This window comes from Caulobacter sp. Root343 (assembly GCF_001425745.1).
Lineage (GTDB): Bacteria > Pseudomonadota > Alphaproteobacteria > Caulobacterales > Caulobacteraceae > Caulobacter.
Genome location: NZ_LMDF01000005.1, coordinates 751,090 through 769,158 on the forward strand (window position 1 = coordinate 751,090; position 18,069 = coordinate 769,158).

Annotated in this window: 15 protein-coding genes; 10 read left to right on the top strand and 5 right to left on the bottom strand. The window is 69.0% G+C overall.

All coding sequences use genetic code 11. The annotated features are described in order from the left end of the window. Positions 1-430: 430 nt before the first annotated feature. From ASC70_RS07445 to ASC70_RS07455, 3 genes are read left to right on the top strand one after another with little or no spacing between them, the layout of a single operon-like run. Complete coding sequence (locus ASC70_RS07445) at positions 431-2,977, top strand: helicase-related protein (protein ID WP_056048206.1); 2,547 nt, start codon at positions 431-433, stop codon at positions 2,975-2,977. Next, positions 2,974-3,273, top strand: a complete 300-nt coding sequence (locus tag ASC70_RS07450; RefSeq protein WP_056048209.1) for an RNA-binding S4 domain-containing protein — start codon at positions 2,974-2,976, stop codon at positions 3,271-3,273. The genes ASC70_RS07445 and ASC70_RS07450 overlap by 4 nt, the downstream gene beginning before the upstream one ends. 52 nt (positions 3,274-3,325) lie before the next feature. Next, positions 3,326-4,126: a hypothetical protein gene (locus tag ASC70_RS07455; protein ID WP_056048211.1), complete on the top strand. Its 801-nt coding sequence runs from the start codon at positions 3,326-3,328 to the stop codon at positions 4,124-4,126. Positions 4,127-4,220: 94 nt separating this feature from the next. On the opposite strand, the gene ASC70_RS07460 is transcribed toward ASC70_RS07455, so the two are convergent. After that, positions 4,221-5,165 (bottom strand): pepsin/retropepsin-like aspartic protease family protein, encoded by a 945-nt coding sequence (locus ASC70_RS07460; RefSeq protein ID WP_056048214.1) that lies wholly within the window; start codon positions 5,163-5,165, stop codon positions 4,221-4,223. 155 nt (positions 5,166-5,320) lie between these two features. Between ASC70_RS07460 and ASC70_RS24420 the strand changes: the two genes are divergently transcribed. Beyond that, positions 5,321-5,671 (top strand): hypothetical protein, encoded by a 351-nt coding sequence (locus ASC70_RS24420; protein WP_200939239.1) that lies wholly within the window; start codon positions 5,321-5,323, stop codon positions 5,669-5,671. 54 nt (positions 5,672-5,725) lie between these two features. Here ASC70_RS24420 and ASC70_RS07465 read toward each other — a convergent pair whose 3' ends face one another. After that, a complete protein-coding gene (locus ASC70_RS07465; RefSeq protein WP_056048218.1) occupies positions 5,726-7,810 on the bottom strand; it encodes a bifunctional diguanylate cyclase/phosphodiesterase in 2,085 nt (694 codons plus the stop codon). A 266-nt stretch (positions 7,811-8,076) separates the two neighbouring features. Between ASC70_RS07465 and fdxA the strand changes: the two genes are divergently transcribed. Next, the gene (fdxA, locus tag ASC70_RS07470) at positions 8,077-8,418 is read left to right on the top strand and encodes a ferredoxin FdxA (RefSeq protein ID WP_047408863.1); all 342 of its coding nucleotides are present in this window, start codon (positions 8,077-8,079) and stop codon (positions 8,416-8,418) included. Positions 8,419-8,782: 364 nt separating this feature from the next. Then, positions 8,783-9,286 (top strand): CarD family transcriptional regulator, encoded by a 504-nt coding sequence (locus ASC70_RS07475; protein ID WP_047408402.1) that lies wholly within the window; start codon positions 8,783-8,785, stop codon positions 9,284-9,286. 72 nt (positions 9,287-9,358) lie between these two features. Here the strand turns inward: ASC70_RS07475 and ASC70_RS07480 are convergent, their stop codons facing one another. Together ASC70_RS07480 and ASC70_RS07485 are read right to left on the bottom strand one after the other, a co-directional pair. Continuing rightward, positions 9,359-9,568, bottom strand: a complete 210-nt coding sequence (locus ASC70_RS07480) for a hypothetical protein (protein ID WP_056048221.1) — start codon at positions 9,566-9,568, stop codon at positions 9,359-9,361. A gap of 375 nt (positions 9,569-9,943) precedes the next feature. Next, a complete protein-coding gene (locus ASC70_RS07485) occupies positions 9,944-11,683 on the bottom strand; it encodes a bifunctional diguanylate cyclase/phosphodiesterase (protein ID WP_082539825.1) in 1,740 nt (579 codons plus the stop codon). A 188-nt stretch (positions 11,684-11,871) separates the two neighbouring features. Here ASC70_RS07485 and ASC70_RS07490 point away from each other — a divergent pair, with 188 nt between their 5' ends. Then, entirely contained in the window at positions 11,872-13,620 is a 1,749-nt protein-coding gene (locus ASC70_RS07490) for an ATP-binding protein (RefSeq protein WP_056048224.1), read from the top strand. 12 nt (positions 13,621-13,632) lie between these two features. On the opposite strand, the gene ASC70_RS07495 is transcribed toward ASC70_RS07490, so the two are convergent. Then, on the bottom strand, positions 13,633-14,385 hold the full coding sequence (locus ASC70_RS07495; RefSeq protein ID WP_056048225.1) for a FadR/GntR family transcriptional regulator: 753 nt from the start codon (positions 14,383-14,385) through the stop codon (positions 13,633-13,635). A 212-nt stretch (positions 14,386-14,597) separates the two neighbouring features. Between ASC70_RS07495 and dgoD the strand changes: the two genes are divergently transcribed. From dgoD to ASC70_RS07510, 3 genes are read left to right on the top strand one after another with little or no spacing between them, the layout of a single operon-like run. Then, positions 14,598-15,758, top strand: a complete 1,161-nt coding sequence (dgoD, locus tag ASC70_RS07500; protein WP_056048227.1) for a galactonate dehydratase — start codon at positions 14,598-14,600, stop codon at positions 15,756-15,758. Then, positions 15,752-16,483, top strand: coding sequence for an SDR family NAD(P)-dependent oxidoreductase (locus ASC70_RS07505; protein ID WP_056048229.1), 732 nt, complete (start codon positions 15,752-15,754; stop codon positions 16,481-16,483). The genes dgoD and ASC70_RS07505 overlap by 7 nt, the downstream gene beginning before the upstream one ends. Beyond that, entirely contained in the window at positions 16,484-17,899 is a 1,416-nt protein-coding gene (locus ASC70_RS07510) for a sugar porter family MFS transporter (protein ID WP_200939238.1), read from the top strand. It begins immediately after the preceding gene. Positions 17,900-18,069: the final 170 nt, after the last annotated feature.

An 18,069-nucleotide genomic window follows, 5' to 3' on the forward strand; every position in this document is an offset into this window, starting at 1 on the left:
TCACGGCGAGACGATCGCAGGGCTGATCAGGTCACTCAAGGACCGCCCTCCGGGCGGCCGCGCGCGGCGACGCGGAGCGTCGTCCTTGACTGACCTGATCAGCCCTGCACGCTGCAGCCTCCAAGAGATTTAAGGATCGCACCAACCCGGGAGGTCGGCTCGCGACCCAAGTCGGACGTCTCCTCCCCCGCGCCGCGGGGGAGGTGGCCCGGAGGGCCGGAGGGGGCCAACGCGGCATGCGTCCTGCTTGCCCCCTCAGTCGCTCCGCGACAGCTCCCCCGCATCGCGGGGGAGCATCCAGTGTCGTCAACTTCCGCTAACCACCCATAGCCGCCCTTCACCGGCTCAGCCGGCCTTCACTCCCCGCCCCACCGTAGCCCTTCGCCGCACCCCGCTTGCCCCCGCCCGATTCCCATCCCACCTTCGTAAGATGAGTGACCGTTCGACCGGCCTGGCCCCTTCGAAGCTGACCGCGGTCCTGGGGCCCACCAATACCGGCAAGACGCACCTGGCCGTCGAGCGGATGCTGGGGCACGCCTCGGGGATGATCGGCTTGCCGCTGCGCCTGCTGGCGCGCGAGATCTACGACCGGATCGTCAAGCTGCGCGGCAAGGCCAGCGTCGCCCTGATCACCGGCGAGGAGAAGATCGTCCCGCCCCGGGCGGCCTATTTCGTCTGCACGGTCGAGGCCATGCCGCTGGGCCGCGAGGTCGATTTCCTGGCCGTCGACGAGATCCAGCTGTGCGCCGATCCCGAGCGCGGCCACATCTTCACCCACCGCCTGCTGCATGCGCGCGGCAAGTTCGAGACCATGTTCCTGGGGGCCGGGACCATGGCCCACCTGGTCCGCCGCCTGCTGCCGGACGCCGAGATCGTCGGGCGCGAGCGGTTCTCGAACCTTTCCTATGCCGGCTCCAAGAAACTGACCCGCCTGCCCCGGCGGACGGCGATCGTCGCCTTCTCCACCGACGCGGTCTACGCCATCGCCGAGCTGATCCGGCGGCAGCGCGGCGGGGCGGCGGTGGTGATGGGGAGCCTCAGCCCCCGCACTCGCAACGCCCAGGTCGCCCTCTACCAGTCGGGCGAGGTCGATTTCCTGGTGGCCACCGACGCCATCGGCATGGGCCTGAACATGGACGTCGACCACGTGGCCTTCGCCGGCCTGCGCAAGTTCGACGGCAAGCGCACCCGCTGGCTCTATCCGCAGGAGGTCGGCCAGATCGCCGGCCGGGCGGGCCGTTACACCCGCGACGGCACCTTCGGGGTGACCGGCGACTGCGAGGAGATCGACGAGGACCTGGTCGAGGCGGTCGAGAACCATACCTTCGAACCGATCATCGGCGCCGAGTGGCGCAACGCCCGGCTGGACTTCGGTTCGCTGCCCGGCCTGTTGCGGTCGCTGGCCGAGACGCCGCGCCGCAACGGCCTGTCGCTGTCGCAGGAGGCGCTGGACGAGCGCACCCTGCGGGCCCTGGCCAAGCAGGAGGACGTGGTCGCCCGCTGCAAGGCCGACCGCTCGGCCCTGTTGCGGCTGTGGGACGTTTGCCAGACGCCGGACTTCCGCAAGACCACCGACGACGACCACCAGCGCATGGCGCGCACCCTGTTCGACGACCTGACCACCGGCCGCAAGCGCCTGCCCGAGGACTGGGTCGGCGGCCAGTTCAAGGCGCTGGACCGGGTGGACGGCGAGATCGACAGCCTGGCCGCGCGGCTCTCCGGCGTGCGGACGCTGTCCTACATCGCCAACCGTCCCGACTGGGTGGCGAACCCCGCCCACTGGCAGGGCCTGACCCGCCAGCTGGAGGACCGGATCAGCGACACCCTGCATGAAAAGCTGATGGCCCGGTTCATCGACCGCCGCACCAGCGTGCTGATGAAGCAGCTGGGCGAGCGCGAGACCCTGCTGGCCGGCGTCGGCCAGGGCGGCGAGGTCACCGTCGAGGGCCACCTGGTCGGCCACCTGGCCGGCGTGACCTTCACCCCCGAGAAGGGCGCCTCGGCGCTGGAGGAGAAGGCCCTGCGCAACGCCGCCCAACGCGCGGTCGGGCCCGAGATCGCCCGCCGCCTGGGCGTGCTGGCCAGCGAGGCCGACGACGCCTTCGCCCTGACTCCCGACGGCGCGATCCTGTGGCGCGGCGAGATCGCCGGCGCGGTGCGCCACGACCTGCCGCTGCTGTCGCCCCGCGCCCGGCTGCTGGGCGATCTGGGTCCCCTGCACGCCCGCGAGCGGGCTGAGCGGCGGCTGGACGCCTTCCTGGCCGGCGAGGTCGACCGCGCCCTGGCGCCGCTGCGCAAGCTGGAACGGGCCCTGGCCGGCGGCGAGCTTCGCGGCCTGCCGCGCGGCATCGCCCACCGCCTGCTCGAGGCCGGCGGGGTGCTGGACAAGGGTCCGGTCGATCCGGAGCTGAAGGCCCTGAGCCAGGGCGAGCGGCGAACCTTGAAGAGCCTGGGCGTGCGGATCGGGGCGTTCAGCCTCTACTGCCCCGGCGTGCTGAAAGCCGAGGCCGTGGCCTGCGCTCGGGCGCTGAACCCGTCCGGCTGGCGCGGCGCGCTGACGACGCTGGAGGTCCTGCCCAAGCCCGAACCCTCGCCGCGCGAGCTGTCGGCCAGCGGCCTGCGCGCCGTCGCCGGCTTCAGCGTCCCGGTCGAGGCGCTGGAGACGCTGGACGCCCTGCTGCGCGCCGAACAACGCCCCGGGGGCGTGGTCGTGACGGAGGCCTCGCTGGAGACATTGGGCTGGACCGCGCCCCAGGCCTCGGCCGTGCTGCGGGCCCTGGACTACACGCCCGCCATCCGCGCCAAGCCCGACGCGCCGATCGTCTGGAAGCGGCGCGGCGCGGCCAGGCTGGAGCAGAAGCCGATCAAGGCCCGCCCGGACTCGCCGTTCGCGGCCCTGGCCAAGCTGACCGAGCCGCCGCCGCGGCGGAAGCGCCCGAAGCGCCGCAAGCCGGTCGTCCAGAAAGCCGCGTCATGACGGAGGCGACGCACGACGCCGCCAAGGATTCGGTGAGGGCGGACATCTGGCTGTGGCGGGCCCGCTTCTTCAAGACCCGCTCGCTGGCCGCCCGGTTCGTCGACGAGGGCCGGATCCGCCTAACCCGGTCGGGGGCCGAGAGCCGCGTCGACAAGCCCTCGCGGACGGTCAAGCCCGGCGACCTCCTGGTGTTCGGCCTGGCCGGTCGGCTGGTCGCGGTGCGGGTGCTGGACTGCGGCGAAAGGCGCGGCCCCGCCACCGAGGCGCGTGGGTTATACGAGGCGGTGCAGGGGTAGACCTTCGCTCCTGATCCGCTACCCTGGGTCATCACGGGGCAGGAGCTTTACCATGACGCGTCTCCTACCCCGCCTTCTCGGGCTGGCCCTGGCCGGCTTCACCGTCGTCGCCTCGCCGACGCTGGCCGAGACCCGGACACCGATCCGCACCTTCGACCTGCCGCAGCTGCAGCGCATGGGCCTGGCCCTGTACCGGCAGGACCTGTCGGCCTGGCGCGCCACCGACGCCGTGGCGGCCAAGGTCCCCGACCTGGCGGCCGCCGGCCTCAAGGGCTGGCTGGTCGAGGACGACGGCAAGGTCGCCAAGGTCCGCTTCCTGCGCGACCTCGGCCAGGGTCTGGAGGTCGGCTACGACGTCGAGGTCAGCGCCAAGGGCGTCGGCCCGGTCACCCAGCCGAGGCATCGCGGCCTGACCGGCGAGGAGCGGGCGATGTTCGCCGCGCGCCAGACCGCCGCGTCCTTCATGTCCGGCGGGTGCCGGCCCGGCTACAACAGCGCGGTGATCAAGGATCCGGACGGCGACGGCTGGCTGGTCTGGATGCTGGCCCCCAGCCCCGGCCAGGGGGTTATCCCGGTCGGCGGCCACTACCGCTTCACGATCAGCGCCGACGGCTCGACGGTCGAGGAGCGCGACGCCCTGTCGGCCAGCTGCCTGACCATCGCCCAACCCAAGCTGCCGCCCGGCGCCAAGACCGAGGGCATGGTGGTCTCGCACGTGGTGTCGCCGACCCCGGTCGAGACCCACGTGTTTCTGAGCCTGCTCTACCACCAGCCGATGTACGTCACCACGGGCAAGGGCGAGCTGTGGGTGGTCGGCAGCGGCCAGATCGCGCCGGTGCAGCTCAAGCCTTAGATGTAGAGCGCCGCCGGCTGTTCGTCGAAACGCCGGCCCTCTCCTCAGGGTCTTAGTCGACGGTGAATACCAAACAGAGCTCGCTGAAAACGCCCTAGCCGCCGCGCGACGACCCCGCCGGCGGCGCGAGCCAAATCGTGCCGGCCTTGGCGTCCAGCACGATGAACAGCTGATCAAGAAGGTCCATGCCAATGGCGCCTTCCGTATCATCGCCGGGCCACGGCATGATCTGGGTCCGTACATTTGTGTAGCGGTTGTTTCCAACGCTAACGGCAGGCAGGACGCCGAAATCGACGGCGCGCTCGCGTCCATCCACGCCAAGGGTTCCGCCACGCTCGACCCTTGCATTGGCGGGCCCGACCCGCGCCCAGGTCGCCGGTTCTAGGGTGAGGGCCCCGGAAGCCCCAAGATCCAGTTCGACGAGCACCGGCTTCCCATCGACGAGGACCTCGATCCGATAACCGCCTTTCAGAGGCAGGGACGGGAACCCCGCTGGCGGTCGCAACACGCCCGAAGGGTAGAGGTCCAAGGTCCGCTTGGCCGGATCCAGCTTGACCGCGGCCATGGACAGGAAGTCCGCCCCCAACACGAACTCGACCTTTCTTCCCATGGCTGCCGACATCGCGGTCATATCCAGACCCGCGACCGCGGGGCTGTGGATCTCCAGCTGATCGGGAATCTTGATCTCGACGTCAGACACGCGGCGCTTCGGTATTGAGGAGCCCGTGGACGTCCGCACCGTGCCCTGTGGCGCGTCAATCCGGAGGCCGGCGTCGGCCGCCAGGGCCGTGTCGATCAGGCTGCGCTCCGCCCCGGTGTCGACGAGAGCCCAGACATCCCTGCCCGCGACCACGGCCTTGAGGACAATGTGGCCGTGAACGAGCTCATAGGGCGCCGCCTTGTGCGCCGCCAACGGCGTGAAGCGGGCCTGCACTCGAATTTCAGAACTCTCCACGCCGGCCTTGGGCGGCGGGTTCGGCGGTATCGAGGCGCTCTGGCCGGCCAACAGGCCGCTGAGGATCAGAACAAGAGCCGACAAGCTTCCCCCCCACAAAACGCCGCCAGGCGCGGAGGTTAGGATCCCTAGCGCTGCCGTCAAGGTTGAGAGGGCGCGGGCGTGCCTCTATGGCCGCTCACGACCCGTTGCGGACTTTGCCGTGCAGGACTTAACCTCTCGAGATTGGAGTCAGCCTCATGACACAAGCAATATTGGCGATGGCAATAGCTTTGGTTGCCGTGGCGCTTCTCACAGCAATGTCACTGCGCGCCAACCGTCGCTTCGAAATGGAGCGTCGACTGCCGATGCAATGGTGGCTGGATGGCGCGGTCACCTGGGCAGCGCCACGCAGGATGGCGCTTGCGTTCACGCCTGTGCTTGCCGCGATCTGTTTGGCGGCTGTCGTTGCATTGACGATATTTGGCAAACCGAGACCCGGTCAGGAAGGTCTCGTCATACCTGTGAACATTTTCGTGGCGATCACCTTCCTCTGTGCGCACGCATTTCACCTAAGGATGATTCAGCGGACCGTTTGGCGAAAAGAGTAGCGTCCGCTTCCCACCCGTTGCAGCCAGCCCCACACCGAAGCCACCGCGCCGCCGCTAGACCGTAAACCCCTCGAGGAACCTCGCTACCTGGTCCGCCGGCATCGGGCGGCCGAAGTGGTAGCCCTGCACCTGGTCGCAGCCGTAGTGCTCCAGCGCCTTCAGCTGGGCGGCGTCCTCGACGCCCTCGGCCACCACCTTCATGCCCATCGAGGTGCCCAGGGTGATCACGGCCTTCACGATCGCCTCATCCTCGGTGTTCTGGACGAAGGACTTGTCGATCTTCAGGCGGTCGATCGGGAACTGGCGGAGGTTGGCCAGGCTGGCATAGCCGGTGCCGAAGTCGTCCAGGGCGATCATCACTCCCGCGTCGTGCAGCCGCTTGACGGTGTCGCTGACCAGGTCCGAGCCCCAGCCCATATAGACGTTCTCGGTGACCTCGATGGTCAGGCGGTCGCACGGTACGTTCCAGCGGGCCAGGCGGTCCTGGACCTCTTCGGCCAGGCGGCCGCTGCGGAACTGGGCGGCCGAGATGTTGACCGCCACGCGGCCGAACTCGACACCCTGGTCCATCCAGGTGCGCATCTGCTTCAGGGCCCGCTCGAAGGCGACGTCACCCAGCTTCAGGGACAGGTCCTGGTCCTCGAAGGCGGCCATGAACCGGGCCGGCGGCAGCACGCCCTGCTCGGGATGGTTCCAGCGCATCAGGGCCTCGAAGCCGGCGACCTTGCCCTCGCGGATGTCGACGACGGGCTGGTAGTACAGCACGAACTCGTCGGCGGTCAGGGCCGCGCGAACGTCGCGCAGCAGCTCGATCCGCTGCTCGACCTCGGAACGCATCGACGGCTCGAACAGGATGCTGCGGTTGCGGCCCGCCTCCTTGGCCCGATAGAGGGCGATGTCGGCGTTCTTGATCATGTGGGCCGGATCGGCGTCCGGATCGCCGTGCAGGGCCGCCCCGATGCTGGCGCTGGCGGTGAAGCTGCGGCCGGCGTGCTCGATCGGGCGGCGCAGCAGCTCCTGCAGCGTCGCGATCGGCCGCATCATGTCGGCCTCGCCGTGCAGGCCGCGCAGGATCACCGCGAACTCGTCGCCGCCCAGCCGCGCGACCGTGTCGCCGGCCCGGAAGGCGCGCTGCAGCATGCCCGCCAGCCGCTTGAGCAGGGCGTCGCCGGCGTCGTGGCCCAGGGTGTCGTTGATGTCCTTGAAGTGATCGACGTCGATCATGATCAGGCCGAACATCTCGCCCAAGGTTTCGGACGCCGTCACCGCCTCCTGGAAGCGGTGCTGGAACAGGGCCCGGTTGGGCAGGCCGGTCAGCGAGTCCTTGAAGGCCAGGGTCTCGATCGCCTCGGTCTGGCGGCGGCGGTCGGTGATGTCCTTGAACAGGTTGACCAGCTTCTCGGGCTTGCCGTCGGCGCCGACGAACACCTTGCCGACCGAGCGCACCCAGGTCTCGACCCCGTCGTCGCGGTCCAGCCGGAACTCGAACACCCGGGCCTCGCCCAGCTTGCGGGTCGCCACGGCGTCGGCGCAGCGCTGGCGGTCCTCGGGATGGACGATGTCCAGCGGGTCGTTCTCGAAGGTGCACCACTTCTGCAGCTCGGGCGCGGTGCCGGAGAAATAGATTTCCTTGGTGTGCAGGTCGTATTCGCGGACCAGCAGGTCGTCGAGCTCCAGCGCCATCTTCAGGCGTTGCTGGTCGCGCTCGGCGCGCAGCACGCTGTCGGCGTAGCCGGTGACGTCGCGGGCCGTGACCATGACGGCGAAGGTCTCTCCGCCTTCGCGGCAGGCGCTGAACTCGGTGCGCCAGACATGCTGGACGCCATCCTGGCCGACGGTGGGCAGGTAGCGTGAAAAGGCGAGGCCCTCTTCGGCGCAGGCCAGCAGCGCCCCGACGTCCTCGGACGCCACCAGGCCGCCCGCGCCGGCGTCGGCGCCGACCGAAACGGTCGCGGCGATGCCCTGCGCCGCCCATTCGCGGCTGATCGCCACGAGGTTCAGGTCTCGGTCCAGCAAGGCCGCCGCGAACGGAATTTCGCGGACGAACTCACCGAACGCACGCGCACGCGCCCTGGCGAGGGCGCGTGTGGCGGTGTCGGCTTCCACGCTGGTTTGGATAGCCAAGGCTTGTGTCTTCATGAAGTCGGCTTCCCGACGTTTGTTTTTATTGGACGTTTCTCGAGCGACATACTCACGTTCGTTCAATAAGAAATGGTTTGCGTCCAGACGGTCCGATGTCGCGCGACATCGCCGCGCGGGCCGCCGGCCGGTTTCAGAAACACGGCCCGCCCTGGTCGCGCCTAGAGAATTCCTGGGTCCCCAGGGCGCCAAGCCGCATTGACAAGCGGCCCCTAGACTTCGAAAACGCGGCCGCCGAACTCCGTCCGACCTCAACCGAGTTTTCGATGACCTATATCGTCACCGACGCCTGCGTCCGCTGCAAGTTCATGGACTGCGTGGAGGTGTGCCCGGTCGATTGCTTCTACGAGGGCGAGAACTTCCTCGTCATCAACCCCGACGAATGCATCGACTGCGGGGTGTGCGAACCCGAGTGCCCGGTCGACGCCATCAAGCCGGACACCGAGGACGAGGCCGACGGCAAGTGGCTGCGCGTCAACGCCGACTACGCCAAGGTCTGGCCGAACATCACGGTCAAGGGCGAGCCGCCCGCCGACCGCGAGGAATTCGAGCGCGAGACCGGCAAGTTCGAGAAGTACTTCAGCGAAAAGCCGGGCACGGGTTCCTGATCCCGCCGCCGGTCCAGGCGCGATTTCTCAAGCTCTAGCGATCACCGACCCGCGAAAGCTTGGCGGCGAGATCCCCCATGCCAGGACGCAACCCTTTCATAGGGCTGAATTTTATGCTATTGTCGCTGCCGACGTGACGGTTGCGGCTATTCGCGACGGTCCGTCTTGTCGAAGAAGCCGTTTCAAGAAAGCCAATTTGAACCGGCTCGCCCGATCGAAGGCGAAGGGTGTCTTAGAGGTCTATTCCAAATCCTGACAGGCTTGGCCCCGCGACCAGTATTCCGCGGAGCGGGAAGCTGTCGCCTTTGGTTTGGGACAGAACACGGCGTTCGGACCTGGCGGGTCCGCATTGATGAGGACGAACATGAGCAAGAGCGGTCTGGAATTCTCGGTCAGCGATCACGTCGTTTACCCCGCACACGGCGTTGGCACCATTCAGGCGGTCGAGACCCAGGAAGTGGCCGGTATGTCGCTCGAAGTCTACGTCATCACCTTCGACCACGAGAAAATGACCCTGCGGGTCCCCACCAAGAAGGCCAAGACGGCCGGCCTGCGCCCGCTGGCGGAAGGCAATGTCGTCAATCAGGCTCTCACCACCCTGAAGGGCCGCGCCCGGGTGAAGCGCACCATGTGGTCGCGTCGCGCCCAGGAATACGAAGCCAAGATCAACTCGGGCGACCTGATCTCGATCGCCGAGGTGGTTCGCGACCTGCACCGCGCCGAGAACCAGCCGGAACAGTCCTATTCGGAACGCCAGCTGTATGAATCGGCCCTGGACCGCATGGCCCGCGAAGTCGCCGCCATCGAGCGCATCGACCGCGAAGCCGCCATCGGCATCCTGACCAAGTCGCTGGTCAAGGCCGCCTAAACGGCCTTTCCCGACTTCCGAAGACACGAAGACGCCCTCCCTCGCGGGAGGGCGTTTTTGTTTGGGCGGACGTCACTCGAGGAGCGGAGGCTCGTCGTTCTCCGGCGATCCCTTCACGGGCTCGGCGGCCTCGATCGCATGTTTCGCCGGCTGATCCAGGACCGCGCCGAAACCCAGCAGGACCGAGGCGAGCATCAGGCCGCCCTTGGCCCTGGAGCCAAGCCGGTGGGCCAGCCACCCGATCAGCGGCGCCAGCACCAGGAGCGCGACCAGCGCGATCAAAAATTGAAGCCATCCAGCCATGCCACCTTAGTTAGGGCTTGATCGGCGCTAGCCAAGTCGCGGCTTGCGAAGGCGACTGAGGGTGGGAGCGGACTCCATTTCCTTCTCCCCTTGCGGGAGAAGGTGTCAGCGAAGCTGACGGATGAGGGGTCGATAGTCCTGTCGGCCTGGCGCCCAGCCGATCCGCAGTCGCGGCGGATCCGGTTTTCGCCCCCTCACCCGGCCCTTCGGGCCACCCTCTCCCGCAAGGGGAGAGGGGAAGGTCCACTTAGGGTCGCAAGCCGGTCGTAGGAGGGGGAGCTTCGATCGGCGAGACCGTAACCACTCACCCTCCCACCCTCTCTCTCAAAGAGAGGGAATTGGTGCGCCCGCCCCCTAAACCCCGCCAAACCCGCGCACGAACGCCGCCACCTCGCCGGCCGGCATCGGCTTAGCGAAATGGTAGCCCTGGACCTGATCGCAGCCATAGGCGCTGAGCGCGGCCAGCTGTTCGGGCTTTTCGACGCCCTCGGCCACGACCTTCATGCCCATGCTGGCGCCGAGGTTGATCACGGCGCGGACGATGGCGTCGTCCTCGGCGTTCTGGACGAACGACTTGTCGATCTTCAGGCGATCGACCGGGAACTGGCGCAAGTTGGCTAGCGAGGCGTAGCCTGTGCCGAAGTCGTCCAGGGCGATCTGCACCCCGGTGGCGTGCAGCGCGCACACCGTCTCGGCCACCACGTCGGCGCCCCAGCCCATATAGACGTTCTCGGTGACCTCGATGGCCAGGCGCTCGGCGGGCACGTTCCAGGCGCGCAGCTTGTCGGCGATGTCGCTGGCCAGGCGCCCGGTGCGGAACTGTTCGCTGGAGATGTTGACGGCCACCCGGCCGAACTCGACCCCCTCGTCCAGCCAGGCGCGCATCTGACCCAGCGCTCGCTCGAAGGCGACCTCGCCCAGCTGCAGCGAAAGGTCGGTGTCCTCGAACGCGGCCATGAAGGCGGCCGGCGGCAGCACGCCCTGCTCGGGATGGTTCCAGCGCATCAGCGCCTCGAAGCCGGCGACCTTGTTCGACACCAGGTCGACCACCGGCTGGTAGTAGAGATCGAATTCGCCCTGGGCGATCGCCAACCGCACCTCGCGCAGCAGCTCGACCCGCTGCTCGACCTGGGTGCGCATGGCGGGCTTGAAGACCACGCAGCGGTTGCGGCCGCCGGACTTGGCCTCGTACAGCGCCACGTCGGCGTTCTTCAGCAGGTGCAGCGGATCGGCGTCCGGATCGTCGTGGATCGCCGCGCCGAGGCTGGCGCTGATCGTGAAGCTGCGGCCCGAATGCTCGACCGGCTTGCGCAGCAGGCCCTGCAACACCTCGATCGGGCGCAGCAGATCCTCCGGACCGTTCAGGCCGCGCAACACCACCGCGAACTCGTCGCCGCCCAGGCGCGAGACGGTGTCGCCCCGGCGGAAGGCTTTGCTCAGCGTCTTGGCCAGGTTCAGCAGCAGGGCGTCGCCGGCGTCGTGGCCCAGGGTGTCGTTGATATCCTTGAAGTGGTCGACGTCGATCATGATCACGCCGAACATCTCGCCCTGGCGCTCGGCCGCCTCGACCGCGGCGTCGAAACCGCGCTGGAAGGCGGTGCGGTTGGGCAGGCCGGTCAGGGTGTCGCGATAGGCCAGGAACTCGATCTTGGCCGAGGCCTCGACCCGGTCGGTGATGTCCTCGTGGGTGGCGACATAGCCGACGCCTTCGATCGGCGTGTGCGAGATCCGCACGGTCCGGCCGTCGGCCAGGGCCAGCTCCCCGACGATCGACTGGCCCGGCCCGGCCTCGGCGCTGCGCGCCAGATATTCGGCCACGCCCGAGACCGGGCCCTGGCCGGTCGAGAAGCCGTATTCGAGGATCCTTTCGCGCGACGTTCCACGCCGCGTCAGCATCTCGGGCAGTCGGTACATGGCTCCGAACGCCGGGTTGCACAGGATCAGGCGGCCCTCGCCGTCCACCATGCACAGCCCGTGCGGCATGTTGTTCAGCGCGGCGGTGAACAGGGCGTTCTGCTCGGCGAGGGTGACGGCGGCGGTCTCTCTGGACGACAGGCCGCGGGGCTCGAGGGAAACGACGTTGGAAGATGACATGGCACTAACCTCAACTCAGGCCAGGATCGTGCGATGGGCATGCCTAACAACCGGTCGCCGAGCCCGCGTGGCTTTCTGTCGCGGCATGCGCGCGGGCTGTCGGCGACAAGGCGGGGCCGGCGCTGTGTCGCCATGACGCAGCGTTTCGCCAATGGCGCTTAAAGACTGGCGCGTCCAAGCTGGCGCGCATGAAAGCCGGCGCCTACAGGTCCTATTCGCAACAGGCGTTCGAGCAGTACTATGCTCGGACCTACTCCGGCCACGTCGTCATGCGCATCTGCAGCATCGCCGTGGTCGCGGTCCTGCTGCTGGTCCTGAAGGTGATCGGCCTGCCGATCGCCCTGGGTTGGGTCGCCGCCTTCGCGCTGTCGGAAGCCTACGCCGTGGCCTGGTGGCGACGGGTGGTCCCGCGCCTTCCCGAGGCTGGGCCTGATCAGATCCTCGCCTTTCGCAACCAGCTGATCGCGATCACGGCCCTGCTATCGGCAACCGGCGCGGGTCCCGTCCTGCTGGCCCACCCGACGAACAGCGCCGGCGCGGTCTCGATGATCATCGTCAGCGCCGGCGTCCTGATGACCATCGCCGCCCAGCACACCTTGACGCGCGGCATGTTCTTCTGGACCGCGCCCGTCCCGGCGGCCGCCCTGCTGTACAGCATGAGCCAGCTGCAGTCGGGGCTGGAAGGCTGGATCCTGCTGGCGCTGGGCGTCTGCTTCCTGGTCAACGCCCGGGGACTGCAGGTCGCCAACGCCAATTCCTATGCCGAGGTCATCAGCGGCCAGCTCAGCGCCGAGCAGGCCAACCAGGCCAAGAGCGCCTTCCTGGCGACGGTCTCCCACGAGATCCGCACGCCGCTGAACGGCGTGTTGGGCATGGCCCAGGCGATGCGGCGCGAGCCGATGTCGGCGGACCAGGCCGATCGCCTCAAGGTGTTGCAGCAGTCCGGCGCGACCTTGCTGACCCTGCTCAACGACCTGCTGGACATGGCCAAGATCGAGGCCGGCAAGGTCCAGCTCGAACCGCTCGACTTCGATCCGGAGGCGCTGGCGCGGGGCGCCTGTAGCGCCTTCGCCGGCATCGCCATCGAGAAGGGGCTGGACCTCCATTTCCAGAAAGAGGGCGAGCCGGCCTGCTATCATGGCGATCCGACCCGGGTCCGGCAGATCCTCTACAACCTGATCGGCAACGCGGTGAAGTTCACCGATCGCGGCCACGTCACGGTGCGCCTCGTGTTCGAGGCGACCGGCTTCGAGCTGACGGTCGAGGACACCGGCATCGGCTTTTCCGAAGAGGCCAGGGCCAGCCTGTTCGAGAAGTTCGGCCAGGCCGACGCCACCACCACCCGGCGCTTCGGGGGGTCGGGTCTGGGCCTGCCGATCTCGCGGGAGCTGGCCAACCTGATGGGCGGCGACATCGCGGTCGAAAGCCGCAACGGCGAAGGCTCGACCTTCCGTGTCACGCTTCCCCTGCCGCTGGCGGCCACCCCCGTCGCCGCGCCGGCCGTGGCAACGACGGAAGCCTCGGCCGAGGCCGCCGACCAGCCGCTCAGCATTCTGGTGGCCGAGGACAACCCGACCAACCAACTGGTGCTGCGGAGCCTGCTGGGCGACGACTTCAGCCTCGAGGTGGTCGAGGACGGCCGGCTGGCGCTGGAGGCCTGGCGCAAGGGGGCGTTCGACCTGATCCTGATGGACATCAACATGCCGATCATGGACGGCGTCAGCGCCACGCGGGCGATCCGGGCCGAGGAGCGCGCCGAGGGTCGCGCGCGGACGCCGATCATCGCCCTGACCGCCAACGCCATGGACCACCAGAAGCACGACTACCTGGCGGCGGGCCTCGACGCCCACGTCAGCAAGCCGATCGACGTGGCCGCCCTGTTTTCCGCCATCGCCGAGGCGGTGGCCGGTCCCGCCGACGCCGCCGCCTGCGCCTAGAAAGGTGTGGGCCTAGAAGTCGGGACGCGGCGGCTGTTTGCCCGCGGCGAGCAACAGCTGCAGAGCGCCGGCGATCAGGTCGCGCATCAACGTCGAGGCCTCCAGCGCGTCGCCCTCGACGATGGCGTTGGCCACGCGCCGGTGGTCGACCGCGCTGGCCCGGCTCACCCCGGCATAGGCGTTGGTGCGGCGGATGCTGAAGCGCAGCGTCGCCTCGGACAGGTCGGTGAACTGCCGCATGAAGCGGTTGTTGCTGGCCTCGATCACCGCGCGGTGGAAGGCGATGTCGGCCTCCAGCGGATCGTCCTCGCCGCCCTCGGCCGCGAACATCCGGTTGATCGCCTTGACGATCGCCGCGCGTTGCGGCCCCGTCGCGCTGTTGGCCGCCAGCCCGGCGGCGCGCGGCTCGATCGCCATCCGCATCTCGGTGAACTCGATCAGCAGGTCGATCGAGAAGTCCCGGTCGAGCAGCCATTTCAGCACGTCCGGATCCAGCAGGTTCCAGCTGCTTTCCGGCTGGACCACGGTGCCGGCCCTTTGCCGGGGCCGCAGCAGGCCCTTGGCGGTCAGCATCTTGACGGCCTCGCGCACGACCGGGCGGCTGGCGCCGTACTGCTCGCAGAGCTGGGCCTCGAACGGAAAGCCGGTCGCGGCGGTGAACTGCTCGGTGACGATGGCGCGCCCGAGGTCCTGCACGATCCGTCGCGTCAGGTTGGGGCCGCGCCGGGCGCCCGCCGCCAGAGGTTCCGCTTCGTCCGATTCCATGCGCCCACCATACCGCCAGGCTCGCGCCGGGCCAGCCATCGGCGGGTGATTTGCGAGGGCCGACGAAAAAGTATGATATTTTATTGACCGTCGCCGACGCCATTGTTACGGACCTTGAGGCGGCGAGGACCGGTGGAGGACAGCGTTTGTTGCAGGCTCGGCAAGCCCGACGGCGCCAGGACCGCCCCTTCGCGGGCCGGAGGATCGGCTAGATGGCGAGCGCCGTCGCCGACCGGATCGGCCGTATCGAGGTTTTCCAGGTCCGCCCGCGCTGGCTGTTCGTCCGCATCGAGACGGCGCAGGGCGCGGTCGGCTGGGGCGAGGCCACGCTCGAGGGCCATACCGAAGCGGTGGCCGGCGCGTTCGAGGCCGTGACCGATCGCCTGGTCGGCCACGATCCGGACCGCATCGAGGACGCCTGGCAGATGCTGCATCGGCTGGGCTTCTACCGGGGCGGCCCGGTGCTGCTGTCGGCCATAGCCGGCGTCGACCAGGCGCTGTGGGACATCAAGGCGCGCAAGCTCGGCGTGCCCGTCCATCAGCTGTTCGGCGGTCCGGTGCGCGAGCGCATCCCCGTCTATGCCTGGATCGGCGGCGATCGCCCCGACCAGGTGGTCGAGGCCGCCCGCCTGCGCCGCGAGCAGGGCTTCAAGGCGGTCAAGATGAACGGCGTGGACGAACTGGCCTGGCTGGACAGCCCGACCAAGATCGACGCCCTGGCGCAGCGGATCGCCGACGTGCGCGCGGTCGGCGTCGATGTCGGCGTCGACTTCCACGGGCGCGTTCACAAGCCGATGGCGCGGACGGTGCTGCGGGCCATCGAGCCGCTGGGCCCCCTGTTCGCCGAGGAGATCGTGCTCAGCGACAATCCGGCCGTGGTCGCCCAGCTCGCCGGGTTCACCAGCGTGCCGCTGGCGATGGGCGAACGGCTCTACAGCCGCTGGGACTTCCGCCCCTTCTTCGAACGCGGCGCGATCGACATCGCCCAGCCCGACCTGGCGCACGCCGGCGGTCTGTCCGAGTGCCGGCGGATCGCCGCCATGGCCGAGACCTATGACGTGGCGGTGGCGCCGCACTGCCCGATCGGGCCGTTGGCGCTGGCGGCCTGCCTGCACCTGGCCGCGGCCACGCCCAATTTCGTGATCCAGGAGATGTCGCTGGGCATCCACTACAACGGCCCCTCCGAGGACCTGACCACGCTGATCCGCAATCCCGATGTGTTCGCGGTCAGCGACGGCGGCGTGGCGATCCCGGACGGACCGGGCCTGGGGGTCGAGATCGACGAGGCGGCGGTGCGCGACATGGCCAGGACGCCCCACCGCTGGCGCAATCCCGCCTGGCGCGGACCGGACGGGGAGCTTCGCGAATGGTGACGCGCCGGAGTGTGATCGTGACGGGCGGGCTGGGCGATATCGGCATGGCCGTGGCCCGCGCCTTCGCCCAGGAAGGCGCGGCCATCCTGCTGGTCGACTCCCGACCCGCTTCGGAGGACGCCGTCGCGGCCCTGCTCGCGGCCGGCGCCGGCGCGGCGCGGGCCATCACCGCCGACGTCGGCGATCCGGACGCCGTGGCGCAGGCCGTGGATATCGCCTGCGACGTGTTCGGCGGCCTGGACGTCGTCGTCAATGTCGCGGGCATGATGATCTACCGCCCGATCGCCGAACTCGAGGCGGCCGACTGGCGCCGCCTGCTGGACGTCAACCTGATCGGCGCGGCGCTGTTCACCGGCCACGCCTTCCGGCGCATGAAGCCGGGCGGCTGCGTGATCAACATCGCCTCGGTCCATGCCCGCCGCACCTCGCCGCTGGTGGCGCCCTACGCCGCCGCCAAGGCCGCCCTGGTCAGCTTCACCCGCTCGGCGGCGATCGAGGGCAAGCCGCTGGGCGTGCGCGTCAACGCCATCCTGCCCGGAGCGATCGACACCGCCATGCTGCGCGACAGTCCGAACATCCGCTCGGGCGCCGAGGTGGTCGATCCGGCCGACCTGGGCCAGCCCGAGGACATCGCCGCCCTGACGGTGTTCCTGGCCTCGGACGCCGCGCGGTTCATCACCGGCGAGGACATCGTGGCCGACGGCGGCCGCATGGGGAGGCTCTAGATGCATATGGCCGATGTGGGCGGCGGGTCGATCGACGCGCCGACGAAAGCCTCGCGCGCGGTCTGGCTGGCGGCGGCGGTCTCGGCCCTGGGCGGCTTGCTGTTCGGCTATGACTGGGTGGTGATCGGCGGCGCCAAGCCGTTCTACGAGGCCAGCTTCGGCCTGGTGGCGCCATCGCAGCAGGCCTGGGCCGTCAGCTGCGCCCTGGTCGGCTGCCTCGTGGGGGCCATCGTGTCGGGCGCCCTGGCCGATCGCTGGGGACGCAAGCCGGCCCTGCTGGTCGCCGCCGCCATCTTCGCCGTGTCGTCGATCGGCACGGCCCTGGCGAGCGGGTTCGGCGCCTTCGTGGCCTGGCGCATCCTGGGCGGCGTGGCGATCGGCATGGCGTCGGGCCTGTCGCCGCTGTACATCGCCGAGATCGCGCCCTCCGGCAGTCGCGGCCGGCTGGTCTGCCTGAACCAGATCGCCATCGTGCTCGGCCTGCTGGCCGCCCAGATCGTCAACTGGCTGATCGCCAGGCCCGTCGCGCCGGACGCCTCGCTGGCGACCATCGCCGCCTCCTGGAACGGAACCGTCGGCTGGCGCTGGATGTTCGCCGCCGCCGCGGCGCCGGCGCTGGGCTTCCTGCTCGGCTGCCTGTTCATTCCGGAAAGCCCGCGCTGGCTGGCCCATCACGGCCGCTGGGACCAGGCCTCGACGGTTCTCGGCCGCCTCGGCGGGGAGGCCCACGCCACCGCCGCCCTGGACGAGATCCGCCGCGCCCTGGACGCCGCGCCTGGCCGCGACCTGAAGGCGGTGCTGGCCGAGCCGCGCTTTCGCCGCGTGCTGGCGATCGGCGTGATGCTGGCGGTGCTCCAGCAGTGGTGCGGCATAAATATCATATTTAATTACGCGCAGGAGATCTTCGCCGGCGCCGGCTACGCGGTGTCCGACACGCTGTTCAACATCGTCATCACCGGCGTCGTGAACTGTGTCTTCACGTTCGTGGCCATGGCCACGGTCGAGCGCTGGGGCCGCCGGCGGCTGCTGCTGATCGGCTGCGCGGCGCTGACGGTGATCTACGCCATCGTCGGCCTGGCCTATGTGACGGGCGTCCAGGGCTGGCCGCTGCTGCTGCTGGTCGTCGCGGCCATCGCCGCCTACGCCATGACCCTGGCCCCGGTGACCTGGGTGGCGCTGTCGGAGATTTTCCCGGGCGAGGCGCGCGGGGCCAGCATGGCCGTGGCCACCACGGCGCTGTGGGCCGCCTGTTTCCTGCTGACCTACACCTTCCCGCTGCTGAACGCCCGGGCCGGCACGGGGGTCACCTTCTGGATCTACGGCGTCATCTGCGCGGCCGGCTTCGCGGCCATCTTCCGGACCCTGCCGGAGACCAAAGGCAAGTCGCTGGAGCAGATCGAGGAAGACTGGCGCTAGGACCAATCGACATTCATCTGCGCAGATACAAATCCGCTGCCTTCCTGGGCCTTGTGCCCAGGACCCATGCTCGAGGCAGGTGCGGGCTCTTTGGGTCGGCGCGGCTGAAAGACCGTTAGCTCAGCCTCAATTCTGTTGAATCTGAACCCTGGATCCTGGGCACAAGGCCC